The organism is Bacillus sp. TE9106W, from assembly GCF_054062215.1.
Genome location: NZ_JBSSFA010000004.1, coordinates 14,774 through 38,253 on the forward strand (window position 1 = coordinate 14,774; position 23,480 = coordinate 38,253).

23 protein-coding genes and 2 pseudogenes are annotated in these 23,480 nt (G+C 35.1%); 6 read left to right on the forward strand and 19 right to left on the reverse strand.

Going from position 1 to position 23,480, the window contains the following annotated elements:
* Positions 1-106: 106 nt before the first annotated feature.
* The 9 genes from ACVWY7_RS09090 to ACVWY7_RS09130 form a co-directional block, all read right to left on the reverse strand.
* Complete coding sequence (locus ACVWY7_RS09090; protein ID WP_000136733.1) at positions 107-1,870, reverse strand: ABC transporter ATP-binding protein; 1,764 nt, start codon at positions 1,868-1,870, stop codon at positions 107-109.
* Positions 1,870-3,621, reverse strand: a complete 1,752-nt coding sequence (locus ACVWY7_RS09095; protein ID WP_000862474.1) for an ABC transporter ATP-binding protein — start codon at positions 3,619-3,621, stop codon at positions 1,870-1,872. Before ACVWY7_RS09095 ends, ACVWY7_RS09090 begins: the two co-directional genes overlap by 1 nt.
* 123 nt (positions 3,622-3,744) lie before the next feature.
* Positions 3,745-3,966, reverse strand: coding sequence for a YneF family protein (locus ACVWY7_RS09100; protein ID WP_001123317.1), 222 nt, complete (start codon positions 3,964-3,966; stop codon positions 3,745-3,747).
* A 78-nt stretch (positions 3,967-4,044) separates the two neighbouring features.
* Positions 4,045-4,485 (reverse strand): sporulation inhibitor of replication protein SirA, encoded by a 441-nt coding sequence (gene sirA, locus ACVWY7_RS09105; protein WP_000860646.1) that lies wholly within the window; start codon positions 4,483-4,485, stop codon positions 4,045-4,047.
* Positions 4,486-4,641: 156 nt separating this feature from the next.
* A complete protein-coding gene (gene tkt / locus ACVWY7_RS09110) occupies positions 4,642-6,642 on the reverse strand; it encodes a transketolase (RefSeq protein ID WP_000019778.1) in 2,001 nt (666 codons plus the stop codon).
* 302 nt (positions 6,643-6,944) lie between these two features.
* Positions 6,945-7,748 carry a phosphonate ABC transporter, permease protein PhnE gene (gene phnE, locus ACVWY7_RS09115; protein ID WP_000047898.1) on the reverse strand — a complete coding sequence of 268 codons (804 nt, stop codon included), beginning with the start codon at positions 7,746-7,748 and terminating at the stop codon, positions 6,945-6,947.
* Positions 7,748-8,542 (reverse strand): phosphonate ABC transporter, permease protein PhnE, encoded by a 795-nt coding sequence (gene phnE, locus ACVWY7_RS09120; RefSeq protein ID WP_456523760.1) that lies wholly within the window; start codon positions 8,540-8,542, stop codon positions 7,748-7,750. Before phnE (ACVWY7_RS09120) ends, phnE (ACVWY7_RS09115) begins: the two co-directional genes overlap by 1 nt.
* On the reverse strand, positions 8,539-9,312 hold the full coding sequence (phnC, locus tag ACVWY7_RS09125; protein ID WP_000569251.1) for a phosphonate ABC transporter ATP-binding protein: 774 nt from the start codon (positions 9,310-9,312) through the stop codon (positions 8,539-8,541). Before phnC ends, phnE (ACVWY7_RS09120) begins: the two co-directional genes overlap by 4 nt.
* An 83-nt stretch (positions 9,313-9,395) precedes the next feature.
* Positions 9,396-10,334 carry a phosphate/phosphite/phosphonate ABC transporter substrate-binding protein gene (locus ACVWY7_RS09130; RefSeq protein ID WP_000915047.1) on the reverse strand — a complete coding sequence of 313 codons (939 nt, stop codon included), beginning with the start codon at positions 10,332-10,334 and terminating at the stop codon, positions 9,396-9,398.
* A 185-nt stretch (positions 10,335-10,519) separates the two neighbouring features.
* Here ACVWY7_RS09130 and ACVWY7_RS09135 point away from each other — a divergent pair, with 185 nt between their 5' ends.
* A complete protein-coding gene (locus ACVWY7_RS09135; protein WP_105989827.1) occupies positions 10,520-12,103 on the forward strand; it encodes a bifunctional metallophosphatase/5'-nucleotidase in 1,584 nt (527 codons plus the stop codon).
* Positions 12,104-12,142: 39 nt separating this feature from the next.
* Here ACVWY7_RS09135 and ACVWY7_RS09140 read toward each other — a convergent pair whose 3' ends face one another.
* Positions 12,143-12,382, reverse strand: coding sequence for a DUF896 domain-containing protein (locus ACVWY7_RS09140; RefSeq protein ID WP_000948565.1), 240 nt, complete (start codon positions 12,380-12,382; stop codon positions 12,143-12,145).
* Positions 12,383-12,427: 45 nt separating this feature from the next.
* Positions 12,428-13,084, reverse strand: coding sequence for a YneB family resolvase-like protein (locus tag ACVWY7_RS09145; protein WP_000991464.1), 657 nt, complete (start codon positions 13,082-13,084; stop codon positions 12,428-12,430).
* A 141-nt stretch (positions 13,085-13,225) separates the two neighbouring features.
* Here ACVWY7_RS09145 and lexA point away from each other — a divergent pair, with 141 nt between their 5' ends.
* The gene (gene lexA / locus ACVWY7_RS09150) at positions 13,226-13,846 is read left to right on the forward strand and encodes a transcriptional repressor LexA (protein WP_000413738.1); all 621 of its coding nucleotides are present in this window, start codon (positions 13,226-13,228) and stop codon (positions 13,844-13,846) included.
* 101 nt (positions 13,847-13,947) lie between these two features.
* Here lexA and ACVWY7_RS09155 read toward each other — a convergent pair whose 3' ends face one another.
* Genes ACVWY7_RS09155 through ACVWY7_RS09165 form a run of 3 tightly spaced genes read right to left on the reverse strand, consistent with a single transcriptional unit; the run spans position 13,948 to position 15,610 of the window.
* Positions 13,948-14,751 carry a DUF4097 family beta strand repeat-containing protein gene (locus tag ACVWY7_RS09155; protein WP_000976118.1) on the reverse strand — a complete coding sequence of 268 codons (804 nt, stop codon included), beginning with the start codon at positions 14,749-14,751 and terminating at the stop codon, positions 13,948-13,950.
* The gene (locus tag ACVWY7_RS09160) at positions 14,752-15,294 is read right to left on the reverse strand and encodes a DUF1700 domain-containing protein (protein ID WP_078417375.1); all 543 of its coding nucleotides are present in this window, start codon (positions 15,292-15,294) and stop codon (positions 14,752-14,754) included.
* Positions 15,287-15,610: a PadR family transcriptional regulator gene (locus tag ACVWY7_RS09165; RefSeq protein WP_001102623.1), complete on the reverse strand. Its 324-nt coding sequence runs from the start codon at positions 15,608-15,610 to the stop codon at positions 15,287-15,289. Before ACVWY7_RS09165 ends, ACVWY7_RS09160 begins: the two co-directional genes overlap by 8 nt.
* A 1,085-nt stretch (positions 15,611-16,695) precedes the next feature.
* Between ACVWY7_RS09165 and ACVWY7_RS09170 the strand changes: the two genes are divergently transcribed.
* Both ACVWY7_RS09170 and ACVWY7_RS09175 read left to right on the forward strand, forming a co-directional pair.
* Complete coding sequence (locus tag ACVWY7_RS09170; RefSeq protein ID WP_033704323.1) at positions 16,696-17,385, forward strand: hypothetical protein; 690 nt, start codon at positions 16,696-16,698, stop codon at positions 17,383-17,385.
* 588 nt (positions 17,386-17,973) lie between these two features.
* Positions 17,974-18,486: a protein phosphatase 2C gene (locus ACVWY7_RS09175; protein ID WP_139316635.1), complete on the forward strand. Its 513-nt coding sequence runs from the start codon at positions 17,974-17,976 to the stop codon at positions 18,484-18,486.
* 34 nt (positions 18,487-18,520) lie between these two features.
* Here the strand turns inward: ACVWY7_RS09175 and ACVWY7_RS09180 are convergent, their stop codons facing one another.
* From ACVWY7_RS09180 to ACVWY7_RS09195, 4 genes and pseudogenes are all read right to left on the reverse strand, one after another.
* Positions 18,521-19,585 (reverse strand): N-acetylmuramoyl-L-alanine amidase, encoded by a 1,065-nt coding sequence (locus ACVWY7_RS09180; protein WP_072181039.1) that lies wholly within the window; start codon positions 19,583-19,585, stop codon positions 18,521-18,523.
* Complete coding sequence (locus ACVWY7_RS09185) at positions 19,582-19,821, reverse strand: hypothetical protein (RefSeq protein WP_000253961.1); 240 nt, start codon at positions 19,819-19,821, stop codon at positions 19,582-19,584. Before ACVWY7_RS09185 ends, ACVWY7_RS09180 begins: the two co-directional genes overlap by 4 nt.
* Positions 19,821-20,027, reverse strand: coding sequence for a hemolysin XhlA family protein (locus tag ACVWY7_RS09190; RefSeq protein WP_255392578.1), 207 nt, complete (start codon positions 20,025-20,027; stop codon positions 19,821-19,823). The genes ACVWY7_RS09185 and ACVWY7_RS09190 overlap by 1 nt, the downstream gene beginning before the upstream one ends.
* Before the next feature lie 124 nt (positions 20,028-20,151).
* Positions 20,152-20,984, reverse strand: a pseudogene (locus ACVWY7_RS09195) (tail fiber domain-containing protein); the annotation flags it as partial.
* Positions 20,985-21,009: 25 nt separating this feature from the next.
* On the opposite strand from ACVWY7_RS09195, the gene ACVWY7_RS09200 reads away from it, so the two are divergent.
* Both ACVWY7_RS09200 and ACVWY7_RS09205 read left to right on the forward strand, forming a co-directional pair.
* Complete coding sequence (locus tag ACVWY7_RS09200; protein WP_080496846.1) at positions 21,010-21,351, forward strand: hypothetical protein; 342 nt, start codon at positions 21,010-21,012, stop codon at positions 21,349-21,351.
* 424 nt (positions 21,352-21,775) lie between these two features.
* Positions 21,776-22,021 (forward strand): annotated as a pseudogene (locus ACVWY7_RS09205) (tyrosine-type recombinase/integrase); the annotation flags it as partial.
* A gap of 111 nt (positions 22,022-22,132) precedes the next feature.
* On the opposite strand, the gene glnA reads toward ACVWY7_RS09205, so the two are convergent.
* Complete coding sequence (gene glnA / locus ACVWY7_RS09210; RefSeq protein WP_000135325.1) at positions 22,133-23,467, reverse strand: type I glutamate--ammonia ligase; 1,335 nt, start codon at positions 23,465-23,467, stop codon at positions 22,133-22,135.
* Positions 23,468-23,480: the final 13 nt, after the last annotated feature.

The window sequence follows — 23,480 nt, forward strand, 5'->3', positions numbered from 1 at the left end:
TTATTTCATTTCCTACTATTTTCCATACACATTTCTACTACATTATACTATGTTATTCGTATGTTTTTCGTAAAAATTTCACACGCAGCCAAAAGACCTTGTAATTCTACAAGGCCTTTTGTAAACTTCCTTTATTTTGTAGTAAATACATATTATAATACAACCCTTGTTCACTCAGTAATTCTTGGTGTGTTCCTCTTTCTACTATCTCTCCATCATGCATAACGAAAATTTGGTCTGCATCTTGAATTGTAGATAACCGGTGCGCAATGGCTATAGTCGTTCTCCCTTTTCGCATTTGCTGTAACGCTGTTTGGATTGCATCTTCAGTTTCTGTATCAATATTAGCTGTTGCTTCATCTAATACTAATACTTTCGGATTCGTTGCTATCGTTCTAGCAAAAGCAATTAATTGTCGTTGACCACTAGAAAATGCAGCTCCTCTTTCTACTACTTCTGTTTCATACTGCTCTGGTAATTTTTCAATAAACGTATTCGCTTGCACAAATTGTGCCGCTTCTTTTACTTCTTCATCCGTAATTTCTTCATTATACATACGAATATTTTGTTTCACATTTCCCGCAAATAAAAATGCATCTTGCAGTACAAGTCCTATTTTCTTTCTAATTTCTTGTTCTTCAAATTTTTCTAAATCTACACCATCTATTACAATATTTCCGGACTTAATATTATAAAATCGCATTAATAAATTCATAATGGTACTTTTTCCGCTACCAGTGTGCCCAACGAAAGCAACCGTTTGCCCTTGTTTCACGTGAAAAGATACATTTTTTAAAACATCACGTTTTCCATCATAAGAAAAAGTAACATTTTTAAATTCAATATCTCCATTAACGACTTGAGGATTTCCATCCCCTTTTTGAACTGGTGCTAAATCTTTCTCATCCATTAAATGAAATACGCGTGATGATGAAACAAGTGCCTGCTGGAAAAATGATAATTTCATCATCATCTCATTTACAGGCTGGAAGAAACGATGGATATAGTTAACAAACGCATATAAAACGCCTACTTCAACAGGACTCTTCAAAGCATCAATTCCAAATAAACCAAGTACTAATGCAATCGCTACAATATGTACTAAATCTGTAGCTGGACGTAAAAGCAACGCATCTAACTTTAACGTACGTCGCCCTGCACTATAATGTTTATTGTTCACTTCTTCAAACTCTTTTCTCATACGCTTTTCTTGTCTAAACACTTGAACAATATTCATCCCTTGAATGGATTCGTTTAACTTTGCATTTAACACGCTTAATTGATTACGCACTTCTAAATAAAAAGCTGCACTTTTCCGGCGATATAGCACCATAATCGCAAACATTATTGGAATTAATACGAGAGAAAATAGCGCTAATTTTACGTTTAATAAAAACATCGCTACTAAAATACCTATTAAAAATACGATATTTTTAACAAATGTTGATAATACACTCACATAAAAGTCTTTAATTGCTTCCGTATCATTCGTTATGCGTGATACAAGCGTACCAATCGGCGTACGATCAAAGAAACTTAATGATAACTTTTGAACATGCTCATATACTTCAACACGCATATCTTGAACAATTTTAAAAGCGATATTTTGAAAATATAACAAGTCTAAATAAGTAAATAATACTTTTAATAAGTGAGCAACAATATACACTACAAATAGTGTAACAAGTGCTGATTGATCAAAGTTACGTGGTACTAAATGTTCATCAAGAAATTGTTTAATTAAAAAAGGTCCCATCATTTCAGTTACAGTTGCACCAACTAGAAATAAAAATGCTAATGCTAATAGTCCTTTATATGGCTTCATATAAGAAAGCAATCTTCTTAAATCGCTCTGTTTTTTCTCAGTCATCATACGCCTCCTTTCTCGACTAATGCTTCTAACTGCTGGCTCTCATACATTTCTTTATACCAACCATGTTCTTTCATTAATTGCTCATGTGTACCTCTTTGTACAATTCTGCCTTCATCCACTACAAGAATGAGATTGGCATGTTGAATTGCACTTAAACGATGGGCAGTAATAATCGTTGTTTTCCCTGCTCTTTCCCTCTTTAAAGCATTTAAAATTGTTTCTTCTGTTTTTGCATCTACTGCTGATAAACAATCATCTAAAATTAATATTTCAGCATCCGTTAATAAAGCACGCGCAATAGAGATTCTCTGTTTTTGACCTCCAGATAAAGAAACGCCTCTTTCCCCAACTACTGTTTCATACCCCTCTGAAAATTGAAGGATGTCATTGTGAATACAAGCAATCTCTGCAGCACGGGTAATTTCATTATATGTAGCATCCGCCTTTCCAAAGGCAATATTCTCCCCAATACTCGCTGAAAATAAAAAATGATCTTGCGGCACATATGAAATAGCAGAACGGACACCGTAAAGTGTTACATCTCTAATATCCCGCTCTCCAACTTTTAATTCACCATTAAAATGATCATACTCACGGATTAAACATTTTAATAAAGTCGTTTTCCCTGCACCTGTACGTCCCACGACCCCTAACGTTTCCCCCTTCTTCAAATCAAAGTGAATATCTGTTAAATGTAACAGTTCATTTTTCTTATACGAAAACGAATCGACCGCAAATGAAACATCACCGCTCGCTATTGTATGCACAGCATTTTCTCTATTTACTACATCTGATTTTTGCGAGAGGATTTTTTCTACACGATCATACGAAGCACGCCCACGCTCCATAATATTAAACAACCATCCAAACGCTAACATTGGCCAAACAAGAGTACCTAAATACGTCGTAAATGTAACGAGATCACCTACTGTTAATTCACCTCTCACAACTAATACTGACCCGTAACATACTGCGATTAAAAAAGAAAATCCTACGATAAGAGCGATTGTTGGATCAAATAACGAATCAATACGTGCGACTAACATATTTTTATGTACAACATCTTCTGATTTTTTTCGAAACGCTTGTAAATCTTCTTTCTCCTGTCCAAGCGATCGAATTACCTTCATCCCACTCATACTCTCTTGCACTTTATCATTGATTTCCGAAAACGATTGCTGCGCTTTATGAAACCTTTTATGTAATAAAGATCCGTAATAATTTGTCGATATTGCTACAATCGGCATTGGGATTAAGCTTAACAATGTTAACTTCCAACTAATTGTAAAGCCCATCGCTACGAGTACACATCCCCCAACAGCTAAAGAATCAACAAGTGTTAAAACACCTGCTCCAGCAGTTTGCTGAATGGCTTGAATGTCATTAGTCGCATGTGCCATTAAATCCCCCGTGCGATTTGACTGGTAGAAAGATGGACTCATCTTTGTAAAATGTTCGTACAAATTTTTCCGTAATTGGCGAGCTAACTTTAATGAAGACCCGAAAATCATAATACGCCATACGTAACGTAATACGTACATCGTAATACCTACAATTACTAAGAGTACAACCCATTTTAGTAACTTATCAGTCGTTAATGTTCCATCATTAATTTCATCTACAACAATCCCAATCACTTTTGGTGCTACAAGTTCTAAAAGTGCAACGCCAAATAATAAAACAATTCCGGTTATGTACGCTCGTTTTTCTTGTTTAAAAAACCAAGCTAAATTCATAAACACTTTCATATTTTTCCTCCTCCCTTAAAATGAGCGATGTTTTCAGTTTATCAAAAATACAGAATTTTTAAAAGTTTTAAACACTGTAACTAACAAAAAGAAAAGACACTCTTAGCGAGTGTCTTTTAGCGCTTATTTCATTTGTTGCTTGTTCATCGCGCTCATCATTTGATTGATTTTCTTTTGGGAAGGTTTTTGTCCCATTTGCATCATCATCATTTTTAACATTTGTTCGTTAATTGGTGGATTTTTTTGTAAGTAATTCATCATGTATTTGCGGGCAATGAAAAATCCTAACGCCACGCCTGCTACTAGTGCTACTACGCCCACTAGAATACCTAACCAAATTGGCATATATTTTCCTCCTTCATGTTGTCTACCTTACAGTGTACTAAAACCTTTTCAATAAGACAAGATACAATTCGACATTTTTTACACATATGTTCGTACTTGTTTTAGAGGATTCAGCCATCCGTACTTTGTATTTTCATAATCCATAGCTAAAAATGTTAATTCACACTTCCGTAGCACCTCAAAAAAAGTCGTTTCCATAGAAACATTTCCAGAGGTATTCATGCGAATATAGTTTGGTTTCACCATTATTTCGCCGTATTCCGCTCCTGTATAAAGTGTATGTGTATGATGTGTTCGATCATATTTACCAAGAACGCGCAAAGCTTGTTCTAATTTATGATGAATTTTCATTACTTGTAATGGCATCGTTATATACATCATTTGTTTATATAACACTTTTTTCTCCGAAAGGGACCCAGATTCTGAAAATCGAGCAAATAAATCAAAAAACAAATATTCACGACCAAAGTAAGCTTTCGCAATATCCTCTTGAATTAAATACAATTCATACGTTTTCATCTTTCGCCTCCCAATCTGGACAACCTTTTCTCTTCATTATATAGAAGAAATTTTGCAATGATTGTCTGACTGCGGAGAGAGAAAAAACTTTTTCTGTCGAAAAAACTCATTTACATAGAAAAACCTCTCCATGCCGGAGAGATTTTTCTAAAATCATTAAAGCATTTCTTTTACTTTACGAACAACGTTCTCTACAGTAAATCCATACTCTTCCATAATCTTCTCACCAGGAGCAGAAGCACCGAATGTATCGATACCTAACACATCTCCTTCAAGACCTACGTAACGGTGCCATCCGAATGTAGCACCCATTTCGATTGCGAAACGTTTTGTTACTGCTTTTGGTAATACAGATTCTTTGTACTCAGCTGTTTGAGCTTCAAAGCGATCCATAGATGGCATGCTGACAACAGATGCATCAACGCCGTCTACTGCTAATGCTTTTTGAGCTTCAACAGCTAGACTTACTTCAGATCCAGTTGCAAGTAAGATTACATCAGCTGTTTCTTTCTTGCTTGCAGAAACTACATATGCACCTTTTGCTACTTTTTCATACGTATCGTCTTTTGCACCTTCTAATGTTGGAAGATCTTGACGAGTTAATACTAAAGCAGTTGGTTTGTTTGTAGATTCTAGAGCTAGTCTCCAAGCTGCAACAGATTCGTTACCGTCAGCTGGACGAATAACAGATACATTTGGCATTGCACGTAGCGCTGCTAATTGCTCGATTGGTTCATGTGTTGGACCATCTTCACCAACAGCGATACTGTCGTGTGTGAATACATACGTTACCGGCAATTGCATTAATGCTGCAAGACGAATTGCTGGGCGTAAGTAGTCAGAGAATACGAAGAACGTACCACCGTAAGTTTTTAAACCACCATGTAGTGCAATACCGTTCATTGCTGCACCCATTGCGAACTCACGTACACCGTACCAAATGTTTTTACCGCTGTAATCATCTCTTGTAAAGTCTTTTTCGTTATTCATGTATGTTTTGTTAGAACCAGCAAGGTCAGCAGATCCACCGAAGAATGATGGTACAGACTCTGCAATTGCATTAATTACAGCACCTGAAGAATTACGAGTTGCTGCTTTTGATCCTAATTCATAAGTTGGTAAGTTTTGCTCCCAACCTTCTGGAAGAAGACCGTTCATTGCTGCTTGCAGTTCGTTTGCTAATTCTGGATATGCTTGTGCATATTCACCTAGCATAGTATTCCACTCAGCTTGTGCAGTTTCACCAACATCTTGTACTGTTTTACGGAAGTTTTCATATACTTCTTCTGCTACATGGAAGTCTTGTTCAGCAGTCCAAGCGTATGCTTCTTTCGTTAACTTTGTTTCTTCTACACCAAGTGGAGAACCATGTGAAGCTGATTTTCCTGATTTGTTTGGAGAACCGAAACCAATTGTCGTTCTTACTTCAATTAGCGTTGGGCGTTTTTCGTCAGCTTTCGCTTCTTCGATTGCTTTCGCGATAGCTTCAATATCGTTTCCATCCTCAACACGGATTACTTGCCATCCGTATGCTTTGTAACGATCTTCTACACTTTCAGAGAATGAACGATTTAAATCGCCATCTAATGAAATATCGTTTGAATCATAAAGCACAACAAGACGACCTAATTGTAAATGAGCAGCTAATGAAGATGCTTCAGCAGAAACGCCTTCCATTAAATCTCCATCACCACAAATAGCGTATGTATAATGATCTACTACATTATACGCATCACGGTTATATTTAGCAGCTAAATGTCTTTCTGCCATTGCCATACCTACAGCAGTTGCAATACCTTGTCCAAGTGGACCAGTAGTTGCATCTACACCAGCTGTATGACCGTACTCAGGATGCCCTGGAGTTTTGCTTCCCCATTGACGGAAGTTCTTTAAGTCATCCATTGTTACATCATAACCAGATAGGTGAAGTAGGCTGTATAATAACATTGAACCATGACCTGCAGATAATACGAAACGATCACGGTTAAACCACGTTGGGTTATTTGGATTGTGTTTCATAAATTGAGTCCATAATGTATAAGCCATTGGTGCTGCACCCATTGGCATTCCTGGGTGACCAGAGTTTGCTTTTTCAATCGCATCGATGGATAATGTGCGAATCGTGTTGATAGAAAGTTGTTCGATTGAATGTGACATGCTATTCTTCCCTTCGCTTATATTAGTAAACGTTTTATACATTTATATGATAGCTTCCCACGCAAGATTATACAACATGTATCGACAAATATGTTGATGTTTTTTTGATTTTTTATAAAAAAATCAATGATTCCGGGAATGTATGGGCATTCAATATGACATACTTTTTCATTATTTTTATTTTAAAAAGAAAGAGAATTATCTGTATATTTATACAGATATACAAAATTCTTCTATACTTACTTTTTAACCCGGTTTTAAAAATACAAAAAAGCATCTACATTCGATGCTTTTCAAATCAGTTAAACAATCCGTTTCCGAATCGAACTTGAAATAAAATCAATGATAATGACCATTAAAATAATGCCCAATAAAATAATTCCCACGCGAGACCAATTACGTGAACTCAGCGCAAAAATTAGCGGTGTACCAATACCACCTGCTCCAATCACACCTAAAATGGCAGCGGATCGTACATTAATTTCGAATCTATATAACGTATATGATAGAAAATCTGGTAATACTTGTGGCAATACCGCATACCAAAGTATTTGAAACCGGTTTGCGCCTGTAGCTATTAACGCTTCCGTCGGTCCCTTATCTATATTTTCAATTCCTTCTGAATATAGTTTTCCTAACATTCCAATAGAGTGTAATCCTAAAGCTAGAACTCCGGCAAAAGAGCCTGGTCCAACAGCCTTTATAAATAAAAGAGCCATAACTAATTCAGGAAATGTACGAACAAAACTAAGTACAAATTTCCCAGTTCCTGAAGTTAGTTTTCCACTGCTCATATTCGTCGCCGCCCAAAAAGCAAATGGAACAGATAAAAAGGCAGAAATAAATGTACCTAATATCGCAATTGCCAACGTATCAATTAAACCATGTAATAAATCTTCACCATCTGGCAAAGATACATACGCCCAATCTGGATTCAATACACCTGTCATAATTGCTTTTGTAATTTCTCCTGCCGTATCCTTGATCCCTTCTAGCGGTACTCCTGAAAAAGCCCATACGTAAACAAATGTAAGTGCTATAAAAATAAACGAGCGATACACACTCGGCTTCTTAGGTTTTGGTACGATTATCGTCGTTTTACTCATTATAATTTCTCCCGCAACAATGTACTTACATAATCAATTAACAATACAACAACAAGGGTATAAATAATAATAGATGCAGTTTGCTGATATTGTAAAAATCCAAGTGTACGATCATAGTATAATCCAATACCACCTGCTCCTACTAAACCTAAAACAGCTGCTGCACGTACGTTCACCTCAAATGTATACAGAACATAAGAGACAAAATGCGCTTTCACTTGCGGAATTACTCCATAAACAATCCATTGCACTTTATTTGCTCCTACTGCTGTCATCGCCTCTAACGGACCTGGATCAATTGATTCGATTGACTCATAAAACAATTTCGCCACGAGCCCAATTGAGAAAAAAGTAAGAGCCAGAATACCTGAAAGTGGCCCGATTCCAAAAATCGCTACGAAAATTGCCGCTAATAATAAATCTGGTATCGTTCGGATAAAATTTAATATCATTCGAGCTGGGATGTATAAAAATGTACTAGTAAATACATTACTTGCCGCACACAATGCCAGCGGAATAGCTAAAATCGCTCCTAAAGTCGTCCCAATAATCGCCATACGTATTGTATCTAACATCGCTGTTGTAATAACTTGAAAATAACTCCAATCTGGCGGCACCATCTCTTTTAACAAATCCATCATATTAGGAAAACCAACTACTAGTTTTGATAATGATGCATCGACCTGTACACTACTTCCCCACAACAGTAAAATGACTAGAACAGCCGTTAACATATGTTTCAACTTACTCGGTGGCTTCGGTATCGATTTCGAATATATCGTCACGTCATTCATTTAACTGCCACCTCTAACAATTCACTTTTCTGTGCTACGTCACCATAAATTTCAGCAAACTTTTCATCCGTTGCCTCTTCTACTAAGCCATCAAAAACAATTTCTCCTGCATGTAATCCAATAATGCGCGTCGCATATTGCCTAGCTAAATCAATAGAATGTAAGTTTACAATTGTTGTAATTCCAAAATCTTCATTAATTTTCTTCAAATCATCTAATACTTGCTTTGTTGTTAGCGGATCTAACGATGCAACAGGTTCATCTGCCAATATGATTTTTGCTTCTTGCGCCAACGCTCTAGCAATCGATACACGTTGCTGTTGTCCTCCTGATAATTCATCGGCACGCGCATATGCTTTTTCTAAAATATTTACTCTTTTTAACGATTGAAAAGCAAGCTCCAAATCTTCTTTCGGAAATAGGCCTAACGTTGTACGCAACGTCGAATGATGCCCAACACGGCCAGCTAATACGTTCTTTAATACTGTTGATCGCTTTACAAGGTTAAAACTTTGAAAAATCATACCAATATCCCGGCGCATGCGGCGTAATCCTTTTCCTTTCGCAGCCGTAATAGACTCACCTTCAATCATGATTTCTCCTTCTGTAATCTCATGAAGACGATTTACCGATCTTAGAAGTGTAGACTTTCCAGCTCCGGAAAGCCCTACCATTACAACAAACTCACCTTTTTGAATTTTCAAGTTTATATTATTCAATCCTTTTGTACCATTTGGATACACTTTGGAAACATTTCGAAACTCTATCACACATCTTACCTACCTTCTATGTATTCAAAACGGCAAACTAACTGAAAACATACCTTTCCAGCTAGTTTCCATTTCCATATGTATTATTGCGTTTTTACTTTCTTTCCATATTCACGAACGATATCAAATTTACTATCATCAGATTTAACATACCCTTCATGTGAATATACTTCTTTAATGATTTTGTGACCTTCCTCATTCTTTCCAATTTCAATGAAAGCATCCTGTAATTTCTTGCTCCACTCTTCATCTAAATCCGAACGTACCGAAATCGTATCGTTTGGAATTTTCTCCGTAAATTTCACTATTTTCGTTTGATCAAATATATTTGGATAATCTTTTTTTACAATATTACGAGCATCTTGGAATACAACAGCTGCATCTACGTCGCCATTTAAAAGAGCAATAAGCGACTGATCGTGACCTTTTAATGTAACAGGTTTCACATCTTTTAACGGATCAACGCCCTCTTTTAATAATACAGCCGCAGGCCACACATATCCCGCTGATGAGGTTACATCTTGATAACCAATTTTTTTACCTTTTAAATCTTTTACACTATTAATATTTGAATCTTTCTTAACAACAAACTCAGATTTATAGAAGTCTACTAAATCTTTTGTAGGAGCTCCGGTTTCATCATCTACTCCAAAACGTTGTGCTTGTAAAATTACGTTTGCTGCCTTTTTCTCATGTGCTAACACATACGCTGTTGGGGGTAAAAATCCTACATCTACTTGCTTAGATGCCATCGCTTCTACAATTGTATTGTAATTCGTTGAAATACTAACTTTTACTGGAATATTTAACTTATCACTTAATAGCTTCTCAAGTGGTTTTGCCTTCGCCTCTAACGTATCTGCATTTTGAGAAGGAACAAATTGAACATTTAAAGTCTTCGGTACATACCCTTTTTTCGTATCTGCATTTTTATTTGCACTTGATTCCTTCGTTCCACAGCCACTTAATAACCCCGCTGCTAGTACAACTGTTGTGCTCATTGCAAAAACTTTTTTCAACATATTAGTGCCTCCATTTTTCATTGTTATAAAATAACCTTTCATAAACATGAAGAAATATATCACACATTTTTACAAAAATTTGATTATTTACAGAATCTTTACACATTCTATACACTCACATTAAAATTCCCTTCATATATTTGATATGCTTAATTAGTAGATAACAATAGAAAAGGTGAATAATATTGAATCCAAATCAAATTGTGACTTTAAACATCTTATTAACAAGTGATATACATGGTACTGTTTATCCAATTCACTACCAAGATAACTCCAAAGCTGAAATTGGTTTAGCTAAAATTTCTACCCTTATAAAAAAAGAACGTTCCAAAAATAGAAACGTTCTTTTAATTGATAACGGTGACTTCATACAAGGAACACCATTCACTTATCATTACGCTACTTATGAAAAAGATAAGAAAAATCCAATGTCTTTATTGGCGAACTATTTACGTTATGATGCTGCAGTGATTGGGAATCATGAATTTAATTATGGAATGGACGTATTAAACAATGTTATTTCTACTGCAAACTTCCCGTATTTATCAGCAAATATTTTAGATAAAAACAGTAAAAAACCTTATTTCGGGAAACCATATGTAATAAAACATATTGAATCAAATATAAAAATTGCTATTTTAGGGGTGACAACGCATTATATTCCAAATTGGGAACAACCCCATCACATTAAAGACTTGCAATTTGAAGATGCGTTAGAAACAACAAAAAATTGGATTTCTTACATTCACGAACATGAGAAACCAGATTTACTAGTCGTTGCGTATCATGGGGGATTTGAACGCGATTTACAAACTGGAGAACCGACTGAAGTTTTAACAGGCGAAAACCAAGGGTATGCTATGTGTCATGAAATTGAGGGCATAGATATTTTATTAACAGGCCATCAGCACCGAGAAATGGCTCAAACAGTGGGTAATGATGTAACAATTTTACAGACTGGATGTAATGGACATTCAGTTGGAAAAGTAACTGTAACATTTGAAAAAATGAAACAAGAGTGGGTAAAAAAAGAGAGTCATTCAGAACTATTGACTGTGCAAGAAATCGAGGCAGATCCAGATGTTCTTTACTTGGTAACCGATTATGAAGAGAAAACACAAAAATGGCTTGATCAACCTATTGGAACCATCCACGGTGACATGCAAATTTCAGATGCTATGCAAACTCGTTTGCAAGACCATCCTTTTATTGAATTCATAAATAAAATACAGATGGATATTGCTAATGTTTCTATTTCTTGTACAAGCTTATTCCATAATACATCTCCAGGTTTCTCGAAATATGTAACAATGCGTGACATCGTTTCCAATTATATTTATCCAAATACATTAAAAGTAATTAGAATAACTGGAGCAGATATAAAAGATGCTCTTGAACTCTCTGCTTCTTATTTCACATTAAAAGCAGATGGCACCATCATCGTAAACCCTAGCTATATAGAACCAAAACCGCAACACTATAATTACGATATGTGGGAAGGGATTTCATACGTATTAAATATTTCCAAACCAATTGGCGAAAGAGTAGAATCTTTACAGTATAAAGGCACTCCTCTTAATATGAATGAAGAATATGAAGTCGTTATGAATAATTATCGCGCGAGCGGCGGGGGGAACTTCTTTATGTTCCAACATAAGCCTGTAATAAAAGACATACCAACAGATATGTCTGAACTTATCGCTAACTATATATTGAAGCACAAAAAGATAGAAGCAACGGTTAATAACAACTGGAAAGTTATTAACTAACGATTATAATAAATAAAAAAGATGGGCTTCGCCCATCTTTTAGTTTAATTTTGCATTATCTTGCTTTTTTAAAGCTTTTAATTTCGCCGGTGTAACATCAGTACCTTGTTCGTTAACAACTTTAATCCCTTTAAGTTCGTTTAACATATTTTGACGAAATCCTTTTAAATATTGTTCACGTAGCGATTGACGCTCACGTTGTTCTTCTTCAGTTAAACCTTCAGCTTTTGCTTTTTTCGCTAAGAAGTTAATGCGTTCAACGAGTTCGTGACTAAGCATCTCGAATCCCCCTTCTAATCAAAACTGATTATTATCATACAATAGTTACTCTTCTTTATCAAGCAATTGCTTCGTATACTCTACATATCTACGATGCACAGTTGCCTTTGAAACATTATGACCAAATCCACGTAGTGTTGCTGCAATTTCTTCAAACGTGAGTTCACTTTTGCGCAAACGTACGATTTCCTCAATTGGCACTTCTTTTTTCTCTCTTCCTACGCTTAAATGACGATTTTTTAAATTATTTTCTGGACGATAGCCTTTTTCTACTGCTCGTTGCATACCTCGTTTAATTTTTAAATTATGAATCTTTCTTTGATATTCTTCAACAATACCAATAATATCTAATACCATTGAATCAGAATCCGACAATTGCAATTCACCATTATGTGTATGCGTATATACTTTTATTCCTTCTTTATGTAAACAGTGCATTAACGCAATCTTTGCATTCCCTCTACCAAGGCGCGTTTCATCTTGTATAAGTAGCACATCAATTTGTTCGTCTCGAATCGTATCGAGCACTTCTAATATACCGTCACGTTCAATTGTATATCCACTAGCCTGCTCTTCAATCACCTTAATAACATTCATTTGATAGCGCTCTGCTAAATGCAATAATTCATCTTTTTGACGTAATAATGATGTTTCTTGCGCTTCTTTCGTTGTACTCACACGTGCATAAATAATTGCATTCATTATGAACCCCTCTTTCTCACTATTATTTCCCTTCAGTGTAACATAAATTCGCCTTTTGTTCGAACTTATGTTTGTAGAATGTTTTTTCACATGTTATACTTATTAATAAGAAAAATGAAAGAAAACGAGGTGTTAGAAAACATGGAAAAGTTAACGAAACGCCAGCAAGACATTCTCGACTTTATTAAGCTAAAAGTACAAGAAAAAGGATATCCACCCTCCGTACGTGAAATCGGTCAAGCAGTCGGCCTCGCTTCTAGTTCTACAGTGCACGGACATTTATCAAGATTAGAAGAAAAAGGATACATTCGACGCGATCCAACAAAACCACGTGCAATTGAAATTTTAGGTGAAGACCGAATGGATACAGAAACACAATCTGTTATTCAAGTTCCAATTGTCGGAAAAGTTACTGCCGGTTTACCAATTACAGCGGTCGAAAGCGTAGAGGAGCACTTCCCTCTTCCAGCTAGCATTGTCGCAGGAGCAGATCAAGTGTTTATGTTACGTATTTCCGGGGATAGTATGATTGAGGCTGGCATTTTCGATGGAGATTTAGTTGTTGTTCGCCAACAACAGTCTGCATATAATGGTGAAATTGTAGTCGCTTTAACAGAAGATAACGAAGCAACTGTTAAACGTTTCTATAAAGAAAAAGACCATTTCCGTCTACAACCGGAAAACTCTTCATTAGAACCTATCATTTTAAAACAAGTGTCAGTTATTGGTAAAGTAATTGGCGTATATCGTGATTTACATTAAAAGTAATAAAAAAAGATAATTACCTTATTTATATACGGTAATTATCTTTTTTGTATTTTGATAGAATTTCATTCATTCAAAAGAATGCATTGCATTAATTATTAACGCGTTGCTATAGTAATATCTCCAGCAGTTGTTTTACCGCTAATCTTTTTACTACCATTTCCAATTGTTACGTTGTTATTTTCTTCATTAAAAATTGTTACATCTCCAGCAGCACTTTGCCCAGTAATTATCGCATCTTGTGGTTTTTCCGATAAAGTAATATCTATATCTCCCGCAGTTGAACTTGCTTCTAAATTAAACGTAGCATCATGATCTAGAATATTTATTTCCCCACTGGTCGTTTTTGTGCTCACTTTCCCTTTTACTTTTTTAAAGTTCATCTCACCAGCTTTTGTAGCTCCCTCCACATTCTTAGCCGTTACATGTTTCAAATTCACTTCTCCAGCAACTGTCTCAACACTTACACGTTCACTTTTCAGATCACTTATTTCGATTTGTCCAGCAGATGAATTTACTTTTACATCTTGGTAAGAGCGTTCAGGTACAAGGAGAGTCAATGTAGACGTTTGAAACTTAAAATCGTAAAAGGAAAAATCAAATGAAGCACCTTTTTCCCTTTTCCCAATAATTTTTAATGTGTCACCATCTTCAGCAATACGAAGCTCTTGTTTACGTGCATCTCCTGATTGTTTTACATAAAAAGAAGAGTCAGGAGATTTTTGGATAGCAATATCCCCGGCATCTAACTTCACTTCTATATTTTTTAATGTTTCGTTTTTAATTATATCTTCTTTGTTTCCTTTTTCTGCAGTTTGCACTGCTTTTTCATATGTTTGTGAAATCCCTATTACTCCAATAATGATACAAGCGATCGCTACTAACAATATTTTTTTCATCATCTACTCCCCTTTTATCATTTTGAAGTTCCATATGACATAACGTACGCATAACCTCTTAAACCACTTCGTACTATAATAAGCAATAATACATAGCAACAAACCTACTCCAACAAACGTTATACTAACGAATAAATCCAACCATATAAAAGTACCCATAAATACTTTTCCAATTACGAAAAATGGCGTCACTACACTAACAATCCCACCGACCCAAAAAGAAAATATAAAAGCGATAATTGCCAATAACGGGCCTAACACAATAATGAAATTAAACAAACTAAGTCCAATCGCTGCCATGACAGCTCTTGTCACATTTGAAGTTGATGGATCTTTTTTCATTTCATCGAAGCGATACATCGCAAGTAATTCTTTTGCAATTACTTTCGGAGAGCCAAGGCCCTTTATTATTTCTGATTCAGTTTTCCCCTCTTCTATCCCAAACTGAAAGTGCTCTTCATAATCAAATAAAATATCTTTCCTCTCTTCATCTGGTAACTTTCTAAGATGACTTGATAATTCCTTAAGAAACTGTTCTTTACTCATCCCATTCCACCCCTTCAATAATTTCTTGTACGCCTTTCGCAAAATCACGCCACTCTGTTACTAACAAATTCAGTTGCGTGCCCCCTTGCTCAGTTAGTTGATAATATTTACGAGGCGGCCCCTCCGTAGATTCTTTTAAATACGTTTGAAAATATCCTTCTTTCGTTAAACGACGTAATAAAGGGTACACTGAGCCTTCCGATATTAAAAATTTATTTGAGATTTGCTGAACAAGTTCATAACCGTAGCAATCCTTACGTTTCACAAGTGCCAGTACACATAGTTCTAACACACCTTTTTTAAACTGAACGTTCAAGGACAATCCCCCTTTCTCATTTCAGTACTGTTCAATACACGGTACCTTCCTTATCCATAATATACCACTTAGTATTGTTTATTGCAAGGTACTATATTTTTAAACACTCGAACTTTAGTATGAAACATATCCAATACCGAACACAACATATCATACATTTTTTTATACCCATAGATATTACGCATGTTACTTTTACTTATCCCCACTCTTTTGGAACAAACAAATAATTCGAATTTCACCACGCTACATTAAAAATATGGAATAAAACTTTAAATACCTCCATAATTTTTTTCGGGCATTTTTGAGGCATCTATTCAATTCATTTCAACTAACAACTATATTGCCCACAAACAAAAAAAGCCTTAATACCGTAGTATCAAGGCTTTTTAATCTCTTAGTATAGAGACATATATTGGTCGCGTTCCCATTGGTGAACTTGCGTTCTAAAAATATACCTTCCTATTATATGGTTTCATTTCATTTCACACATCACATAAAATACGCGTTCATCTGATAAGATTTTTTTACAATATCACTACTTGTTATTAATTCGTGGCTGTTTTGTGGCTGTTTCACGGTTGGTAATGTGGCTGTTTTTATTCAATCTAAAATTCACCTTTACATGCACACCACTCTCTTCATTCACCTTCTGTAAGCACTCTATCTCGACTGGATGAAGCATGTCCTAAAAATAGATACACCCGTTTTCTTTTCTTTTTTACCATTATAAATACCTTGTTATATCAGCATTTTTACTTATTACCTTTTCCAAATGTTTTCTATCTTTTTCTATGAAGCGGGGCAAAGGCGGGGCATTACTAACAAAAAGGGGACAAAAGAGCTGCATTTCCATTCAGCTCTTTTTAGTTGAAATTCCGGGACATCATACACCTTTACGTAAACGCCATTATTCATTGCAAATTGCTCTAAGGCTTTTTGTCTGTATTATAAAATTTTAAATTAATAATTTTGTCGATGTGAATTGACACCAAGATCTATAATACTTGATATAATAATACGGTTATTAATATCAAATAGGAGGTATAACATTGAAAAAATTATTCATAACATTACTACTCGTTATAATATCTGTGCTTTCAGCATGCAGCAATGGAGATGGGAAAATTTCTAAAGAAGAATTTAAACAGATTAAAAAAGGAATGAGTATGAAAGAAGTCGAGAAAATTGTAGGTGGAAAAGGGGAAGAAAGCGTTAATCAATATAATCAATCACTTGTTGAATATAAATATCCTGCATTAGATGGTGCTGAAAAAGATGGATATGTTTACATACTGTTTAATGACAGCAAAGTAGATACTATTTTAGACTTTGGATTGTTGAAAAATAAAGCACAGCTTGAACAAGAACTCGCTGCAGCAAAAGAAAACGTTAAAACAGTTGACTGGGGAAATAAAATTAAAGAAGTAGCATCCAGTGATAAATCTACAACTGAAAAGTTTGATGAAGTAAGTAAATATGCTCACGATTACAAACCATCTAACGATGAAGTTAAACAGTTTGGTAATGACATCATTAAAGAATATAAAGATAAAAATTATATTAAAGATATCTCTAATCATGAGTACATGTTAACGAATATTTTCAAATCACAAGTTGTTGATGGAAACGCATCAGAAAAGCCATTAAAAGATTTCGCTTTCGACTTCTGGCAAAACTCTAAATACAACTACCGCGGTGTAGAAAATGTGACAAGTAGTGCTACACAAGCAAATGAACGCCAAATGGATAAATCTTTAAGTAAAATGAATAAATAGAATCACCATTTTTGGGGAGGGTATATTATGAAGGTTGTACGCTCTATATTCAAAGGATTTCGTTTAATAAGCTTAATTGTAAAACCCGTACTTAAAGCATTATCTAAAAGTAAATTTTAAATCTCATAAAAATAAAAATCCCCTTCTGCATATAGGTGCAAAAGGGGATTTTTTCAAATTAATCTATTCGTTCTACAGATAATGCTCATAGATAAATAAGAAACGGTGTATATTCACACTAACATCTATAAATATAAAAATAAAGATATACTTATCTACATATAGAATCAGGTAACATTTTTTATTCATAAAACTATTCTTTTGTAAAAACCATCTCACATACACATAGGCTTAATTAGCTATTTTAACTTAACCTCATACCACCAACCTTTCATACCATTTAATTACGCATCTAATGTTGATTCAAATAAAAAATTCACACATATATAATTCCATTTTGTTGTTAACTTCACAAATTATTACTAAAAGAATATCATAAATTTAAATAAATCTATTTACTTTTAAAGATGGATATATTAATATAACATTTGTCGCAAACATATACATATAAGGGAAGGAATGGAAAATATGTTAAAAAAAATTAAAAAATTTATAGTTGTTGCTGCAACGACTATAACGTTAGCTGCTGGTTTCGCAACAATTTCGCCTCAAGCAGCATCAGCACATTGGGCGGATACACAAATGAATTGGGCATTTAATAAAGGTATCATAAATACCGATTTACGTGATAGCCCAGCCACTCGACAAGATGCATGGCTAATTATGGAAAGATTGTATACTGGTGCTAATGGTTATAACTATAATGATGCCCGTAGCTTTGCAAGACAACTACGAATCGCTGAAGATGGACGCCCAACTAACTGGGTAACTCGTGAAGAAATGGGTTCATTCCTTTATAGCTTTAGATATATAGCTTACACTAATAAATCATGGCCTGGTTTCGGTACAACAACTAATTGGGCAGCTGGAAATGGAATTTTTGATGGTTCTCGTCCACAAGACGTTGCTACAAGAGCTGAAGTTGTAACTATGATTTATAGAACATACAAAAAAGGCTTATTTGATCCTGTAAACTATTAAAAAAGATGCTCTAAATAGAGCATCTTTTTTCTTCTCATTTCACATACACATAGACTTCACTTGCTGTTACATAGTATGTTTTCCCTTTGCTATTGTGTACTTTATATTGTGATGAACCATTAACACTTACTTTTGCATCAATAGTAAATCCTAATCCTGCATCTACAGTGCCATCAACATCATTATCCTGCCAAGATGGATCATCATAAAAACGTAAGTTATTAACTTTAGAAACAACACGCTTCCCTACAATAGAAGCATCCACTGTGCTTTTCTTACTGAACTTCACATAAGATGGATCATTTTTAATCCATTGCTCACCGCCAAGGTTTAACCAGCCATCCTTTTCAGCCCATACAATATAAGATTCTGGTTTGTTTAACTGATGAATTTTAGAATAGCTTGTACCTGGTCCTTTACGTAAATTAACGTTATAGCCTTCAATATAAGCAATACCGTCTGTTACAGCTGTTGGAACTTCAACAGGTTTAGATCGCTTGTCAGGAACAGAAACATCAACATTAGAATTATTGTATGCTCGTTGTACATCCGCTCTAAATTGCGCTTCTGAAACCCCATGACTACGTAAATAATCAAGTGGATCTTCATGATCTGTACCACCAAGATACTTCGTTACATCGTAGTGAGTCCATAATCCTTTTTCTACTGATAACCCGCGATCACCTAAGATTTCAGCTAATAACTTAACGTATTTATCATAGCTGCGTTTGAATTTCTCATAATCTCTTGTTTCGCATAATTCTACGTGAACAAATCGTTTATTTGCTCCTGGTCCTGCACCATAAGCAATGTATTTCGTATCAGCAATTTGGATTGTTTCATTCCAATCAACTGCGTAATGTACGAATGCCGAACGCCATGTACGAGACTCATATTTTTGAATGTTAATAGCTGGCGCTTCAGGAGTTGCTGTAGAATGTGCTACAACGCCCTCATAAGCCCCTACACCATTACGGTATGGTTGTTTCGGTAAGTCTGGAATAATAATTATTCTATCCGCAAAAGCACTTGTTGCAAACGAAACAGCAAGTACTAGAATCATAAGTAACGAGGTAATATGTTTCATTGTCTTTTTCATTTCACATCAGCATCCTTTTTCATAATTTTTGTGTGGTCAAATAATCCACTTGCTGACAGTCCGATGATGCTTCCTTGAAATACATTTGTTTTGATATCTCCGTTATTAAATAAAACGCCTAGCACAATGCCAAGCGTTAAATTTAATAACGGAACGTATTTTGTTTGCAATCCAATTGTTTTTACAATTTGCGAAAGACCAACTACAATTCCAATCATTACAGCTAAACTCACCATTACATGCCACCTCCCTTAAATAGGAAAGTAAGGGCTGCTCCGATTAGACCACCTACAATGAGACGTAAGATCCATGTAGTATTGGCGCTGATTTTATCAAGAAGCTTATTTATATTTACAATGTCCTTCTCATTGACTGTTGTACGTGTTTCCAAGTTGCGAATGTCGCGTTGCATATCCTTCTGATCTGACTTTATTTGTTGGATCTCTTACTTTAAATCTTGAATTTCTTGCATTAGTTCAGCTCCTTTTTTTAAAAATAAAAAAGCCTGCAATAAGCATGCTTCGTTTTGTTGTAAAAGCCGTATTTTGCGCAAAATAAAAAACAGCTTATAGCTGCTTTGGTTTCTTATCAATTAAATTTTGAGCTAACAATTGTTCTAACACTGCAATTCTACGGTTCATTTGTTTATTCTCTTCTTTTAACTCTTCGATTTCAGCATCTTTAGCATGTTTTTCTTCTTGGAATGCTTTTATTTGAAGCGCTATTGAAGAATATATTTCAGCTGCATTTTTTCTTTTGTAACAAAACATTCCGGATTACTTTCATCATCTGCAATCCAACCGTATCGAGTTTGAATATCATGAGTAGTAAGTACCAGTTCGTTATCTTGACGATTCATTCGCATTTCATATAGTTGTTCCATATCCGTTTTCAAATTGTATTGTTGAATATTTAACGCCATAATTTTTTCTAAAGCGCTAAACTGTACATCTCGAATGTTTGTTTTATACTTACGTTGCGATGATGTTTCAAAATTGCATGCCACTACAGGCGAAAAAGAAGTACCTGCACCGGATTTAACCTGTAATTTACCCGCATAGCTAGATGCTCCATTTCTAAGTGTTAATGTTTGGAACCGTAAATCCGTATCTCCATTGTAGTCTACTAGATCAAGCATATTCTTATCTTTTATGCTGAAAACAATAGCTGTTCGACTGTCTATCAATACGTTTTTATTTCCCCCTTTTAATCCAATACCACCAGTAGCTTCTACCCAATACGACCCACCTTGCGCATAATGATTTATACCTATACCAACTTTAACAGTTACATTACCATTCATTCCTGCGTTAAGATTCAACTCACCTGATCTTTTGAATAAAACTGAGCTTACAAAATAAGGTTCTCCATTAGAATCTTTTCCGTTTATTACTCCTACATTTTATATCGTCGGAGGATCAAGAATGAAAATATCTAATAAAATGTTTATTTTAGTTAGTATAGGAATACTAGCTATGCTCTTTATTCGTGGGATCTATAATAGTATTAAATTTGGAGACGCTGAATATGGAATGGCCTATGTTCTAGGTCAAGCTGTCGGTGGAACGCTTGCTTGGTTCAGTATAATTGCACTGTTTGCATCATTAACATTTTTAATTATTGGGTTCATTAATAAAAAGAGGAAAAAACCTATTTTCATGAAATCCGCTATAACTTTTGGAATATCGATTGTTTCACTTGTAATACTAGTTGTTATTATTTTCGTATCAATGAACATTGAAAATGAACATAAAAAAAATCGCTGAGGAAAAGAAAAAAGAAAGTGAATATTTAATGGCAGCTACTAATTTTTATAATGATATTGGCTCATTTGAGATGTATTCCACATTAGTCTTATTTGGTTATTCTGATACATGGTCTAATGCGATAAAAAATCAAAAAGATTTTAATACAGAACTAATGTCTAAGAAGACAGAAGCTGATCCAATGATTAAACGAGCGGACATTATTTATAATGAGATGGGTCAACAATTAAAATCAGTATCAGAAGCTGTAAAAAAGCATCCTGATTTATACAAAGATGTATATGAAGAATATAAAAATATCTACAGTATTGTGACAGCACTTAATGAACAGGTTAATTCTCCAACTGGAAGTCTAATTTCATTCAATCAAAATGTTAACTCATTGCAACAAGAATATAAAAAAGCTAAAGGTAACATAGATATCTCAATATTTAATGCCTTTTCAAGAATTTTGAAAAAGGTTAACATACCTAGTCTTGATATCCATTCTCTTAGACATACGCATGCTGTTTTGTTATTAGAATCAGGCGCTAACTTAAAATATATACAAGAACGATTAGGTCATAAAAGTATCGAAATGACATCCAATGTCTATTCACATATTAGTGATAAAATCAATAAAGACTCTATTTCTGAATTTGAAAAGTATATGAGTAATGTTTTAGAGTAGAATTTTTTTTGGTGTTTTTTGTGGCTGTTTTTCATTTTGCAACCACATAACGTTGTGACGAGAGGTAAATAAAAAACCCTTGATACCAGTCGTATCAAGGGTTCAAGCCTCTTAGTATAGAGACATATATTGATCGCGTTCCCATTGGTGAACTTGTGTACGGAAGATATCCCACTCAATTTCTTTCGCTTCGATGAAGTGCTCAAGTAAGTGATCTCCTAATGCCTTACTAATTACTTCGTTAGATTGTAATGTAACTAGAGCTTGTGCTAATGTTGCTGGTAAGTCAACGATACCTGCTTCTTCGCGCTCTTCTTTTGTCATTACGTAGATGTTACGGTCTACTGCAGCTGGTGGAGTTAATTTGTTTTTAATTCCATCAAGACCTGCAGCTAATAATGTAGCCATTACTAAATATGGGTTTGCAGCTGGGTCAACACTACGTACTTCTACGCGTGTACTAATACCACGAGATGCAGGGATACGTACTAATGGACTACGGTTTTGTGCAGACCATGCTACGTAACAAGGAGCTTCGTATCCAGGTACTAAACGCTTGTAAGAGTTTACAGTTGGGTTTGCTACCGCTGTAAATGCTGGTGCGTGTTTTAAAATACCTGCGATGAAGTGACGAGCATCATCACTTAATTGTAAGTCACCGTTTTGATCGAAGAATACGTTCTCACCATTTTTGAATAGTGATAAGTTACAGTGCATACCTGAACCGTTCACACCGTATAATGGTTTTGGCATAAATGTTGCGTGTAAACCGTGTTTACGAGCAATGGTTTTTACAACAAGTTTGAATGTTTGAATGTCATCACATGAGCGAATTGCATTTGCATATTTGAAGTCAATTTCGTGTTGCCCTGGAGCAACTTCATGGTGAGACGCTTCAATTTCAAAGCCCATTTCTTCAAGTTCAAGAACGATATCACGACGACAGTTTTCCCCTAGATCCATCGGCGCAAGGTCGAAGTATCCACCGTTATCGTTTAATTCTAATGTCGGATTTCCTTTTTCATCTACTTTGAATAGGAAGAATTCTGGCTCTGGTCCAAGATTGAAATCTGAGAATCCTAATGCTTCCATTTCTTTTAACACACGCTTTAAGTTGTTACGTGGATCACCATCAAATGGAGTGCCGTCTGCATTGTAAATATCACAGATTAATCGAGCTACTTTACCTTTTTCAGCTGTCCAAGGGAAAATTACCCAAGTATCTAAATCTGGATATAAGTACATATCAGATTCTTCAATACGTACGAAACCTTCAATAGAAGATCCATCAAACATCATTTTGTTATCAAGAGCTTTTGTTAATTGGCTCACTGGAATTTCTACGTTTTTAATTACTCCTAAAAGGTCCGTAAATTGTAATCGGATATACTTTACATTCTCTTCTTTCGCCAAACGGAAAATATCTTCTTTTGTGTACCTAGCCATTATAAATTCCTCC